Here is a 3,424-nt window from a genome sequence, read left to right on the forward strand (position 1 = left end):
CTCGGCCAGCGGGGCGCCCGCCGCGGCCAGCCCGCCGCTGCCCAGCACGGTCAGCGCGGCGATCGCGACCGCCGCGTAGACGGCCAGGGTGATGCCGAGCGCGAGCGGGATGGCACGCGGAATGGTGCGTGCCGGGTCGCGGACCTCCTCGCCGAGGGTGGCGATACGGGCGTATCCGGCGAAGGCGAAGAACAGCAGGCCGCCCGCGCGCAGCACCCCGCCGGGAGTGGCGTCCCGGCCGATCTCCAGCCGCGCCGCGTCCGCCTGTCCGGAGGTGAGGAGGGCGACGACCACGGCGGCCAGGACCGCGAGCACGACGGCCACGATGGCCCGGGTCAGCCAGGCGGCCTTGTGCACCCCCAGGTAGTTGACGGCCGTCAGCGCCACCACGGCCGCCACCGCCACCGCATGTGCCTGATCGGGCCAGACATAGGAGCCGACGGTCAGGGCCATCGCCGCACAGGAGGCGGTCTTGCCGACCACGAACCCCCAGCCGGCCAGATACCCCCAGAAGTCGCCCAGCCGCTCACGGCCGTAGACATAGGTGCCGCCCGAGTGCGGATAGCGGGCGGCCAGCCGCGCGGAGGAGGTGGCGTTGCAGTACGCCACCACTCCGGCGGCGACCAGGCCGAGCAGCAGCCCCGACCCCGCCTCCCGCGCCGCGGGCGCCAGCGCCCCGAAGATGCCCGCGCCGATCATCGACCCCAGGCCGACCACGACCGCGTCGAAGACCCCCAAGCGGCGCCGCAACTCCCCCGGCCCGGCCGGGGTGTCCGCCGTATCGCCCACCGCTCAGCCCCGGTCCGTGTCGAGATCGGCCGTGTCGACGTCGGCCTTCGCCGGCAGATCGCGTGCGCCGAGCCGCAGATGCTCGATGTGGTAGACGGCCTCGTCGAGGAGCTGGGCGACGTGGTTGTCGTAGAGGCTGTAGACGATCCGGCGGCCCTGCCGTGACCCGGTGACCAGCCCGAGGGCGCGCAGCAGCCGGAGTTGGTGGGAGACCGCGGACTGCTCCATGCCGACCGCCTCGGCCAGTTCGGTGACCGCGCAGGGGGCCTGGCGGAGGCGGGTGAGGATCATCAGCCGCGAGGGGGTGGCCAGGGCCTGGAGGGTGGCGGCGATGGTGGCGGCGGAGTCCGCGTCCAGATGCGCTGCCGGGGTGGTCTGACTGTCGGCTCCGTGTCCCATGGCGCCATCGTATCCACAGCAACAATTGAAGAGCTCTTCATGTGTTCCAGTATGGTGGCAGGGTTCGACCATCACCCCACCGCCCGAGGAAGAGGTGTTGCCGCGGTGTCCGCCGAGCTCATCGAGGAACGGCCGCCCGCCGACGCTCCACCGCCCGTACGGCCGCGCCGGACCCGCGTCCGCGATCTGCCCGAGGTGCGGTGGGCCGCACTGGCCACCGCCGCGTTCCTGCCCGTCTTCCCGCTCGACCTGGCGGGCGCCCCCGCATGGCTGTGGGGCCCGCTCTACGCGGTCTGCTACGCCGCCGGGGGCTGGGAGCCGGGCCTGACGGGGCTGCGCGCCCTCAGGGAACGGGCCCTCGACGTCGATCTGCTGATGGTCGTGGCCGCGCTCGGGGCGGCGGCGATCGGGCAGTTCCTCGACGGCGCCCTGTTGATCGTCATCTTCGCGGTCTCGGGCGCGCTGGAGGCGTTCGCCACCCGGCGCACCGCCGACTCCGTACGCGGACTGCTGGATCTGGCACCCGACACCGCCGCGCGAATCACCCCCGGCGGCGGCGAGGAGCGGGTGGCCGTCGGCGCGCTGCGCGTCGGCGACACCGTGCTCGTCCGCCCCGGTGAGCGGCTGCCCGCCGACGGCACCGTGCACGAGGGAGCGAGTGACGTCCAGCAGGCCGGGATCACCGGCGAACCGCTGCCGGTGGACAAGGGGCCCGGGGACGAGGTGTTCGCGGGCACGCTGAACGGGACGGGCGCGCTGCGCGTCACGGTGGACCGGGACGCCTCCGCCTCGGTCATCGCCCGGATCGTGGCCATGGTCGAGGAGGCGAGCGAGCGCAAGGCTCCCGGCCAGCTCTTCATCGAGAGGATCGAGCAGCGATACGCCATCGGCGTGGTGGCCGCCACGCTCGCGCTGTTCGCGGTGCCGCTCGCCTTCGGCGCGGACCTCACCGAAACCCTGCTGCGGGCCATGACCTTCATGATCGTGGCATCCCCGTGCGCGGTGGTACTCGCCACCATGCCGCCACTGCTGTCCGCCATCGCCACCTGCGGACGCCACGGCGTGCTGGTCAAGTCCGCCGCGGCCATGGAACGCCTGGGAGCCGTCACGCGGGTGGCGCTGGACAAGACTGGAACGCTCACCGAGGAGTCGGCGCGGGTCCGCGGGATCCGGGTCCTCCCGGGCAGTGGCCTCACCGAGCACCAGGCCCTGGCCCTGGCCGCCGCGGCCGAGTGGCCCAGCGAGCATCCGCTGGCCCGTGCGGTGGTCACCGCCGCACGGGAACGCGGTCTGCGCCTGGCGCCCGCGGCCGACTTCGCCTCGGCCCCGGGGCGGGGCGTACGGGCGGTGGTCACGGGCCGCACCGTCCAGGTGGGCAGCCCCACGGCACTGCTGGACGGCGCGGCGGCGCATGTGGAGAGCCCCGCCGACCCGGCACCGCTCACCGGCGGGGACGACCCGGTCCGTACCGGCGTCGAGGACGCCTCGGTCCGTACGTCCGCCAGGGACGACTGCCCGGTCGGTACGGCCGTCACGGAGGTCGAGCACAGCGGAGACACCGCCGTCGCCGTCCTCGTCGACGGCCGCCCCGTCGCCGTCCTCGCCATCGCCGCTCCACTGCGCGCCGGAGCCGCCGACGCCGTGGCCGCGCTGGGCCGACTCACCGGCACCCCACCGGTGTTGCTGACCGGCGACAACAAGCGTGCCGCCGCCCGGCTGGGCGAGGAGGTCGGCATCGCCGACGTACGGGCCGGGCTGCTGCCGCAGGACAAGGTGGCGACCGTACGGGGATGGGGGGACGCCGGGGAGCGGGTGCTGATGGTCGGCGACGGGGTCAACGACGCCCCGGCGCTGGCGGTCGCGCACACCGGTGTCGCCATGGGGCGGGCGGGTTCCGCGCTGACTCTGGAGACCGCCGACGCCGTGGTCGTCCGCGACGAACTGGCCGCCGTGCCCTCGCTGGTGACCCTGTCGCGGCGCGCCCGCCGCCTGGTGGCACAGAACCTGGTCATCGCGTGTGTGTGCATCGGCGCGCTGGTGGTGTGGGATCTGTTCGGCCATCTGCCGCTGCCGCTCGGCGTGGCGGGCCATGAGGGCTCCACCGTCCTGGTGGGCCTCAACGGTCTGCGGCTGCTGCGCACCTCCGCCTGGCCGGGCGCGATGCGGGCCCGCCCCCCCGGCCGCCGTCGGAAGCTGAGCGCCGTGCGGGCCGAGCGGGGTCTCCGCTCGGCCCGCC

Annotated in this window: 3 protein-coding genes; 1 reads left to right on the plus strand and 2 read right to left on the minus strand. The window is 74.6% G+C overall.

Annotated elements, in window-relative coordinates; translation table 11 throughout:
- A partial coding sequence (locus tag KN815_RS38460) for an APC family permease (RefSeq protein WP_216346453.1) occupies positions 1-789 on the minus strand: 789 nt, incomplete at its 3' end.
- A 3-nt stretch (positions 790-792) separates the two neighbouring features.
- Positions 793-1,188: an ArsR/SmtB family transcription factor gene (locus KN815_RS38465; RefSeq protein WP_216346454.1), complete on the minus strand. Its 396-nt coding sequence runs from the start codon at positions 1,186-1,188 to the stop codon at positions 793-795.
- A gap of 105 nt (positions 1,189-1,293) precedes the next feature.
- On the opposite strand from KN815_RS38465, the gene KN815_RS38470 reads away from it, so the two are divergent.
- A partial coding sequence (locus tag KN815_RS38470; RefSeq protein ID WP_253209496.1) for a heavy metal translocating P-type ATPase occupies positions 1,294-3,424 on the plus strand: 2,131 nt, incomplete at its 3' end.

Source organism: Streptomyces niphimycinicus, from assembly GCF_018883605.1.
GTDB classification, from domain to species: domain Bacteria; phylum Actinomycetota; class Actinomycetes; order Streptomycetales; family Streptomycetaceae; genus Streptomyces; species Streptomyces niphimycinicus.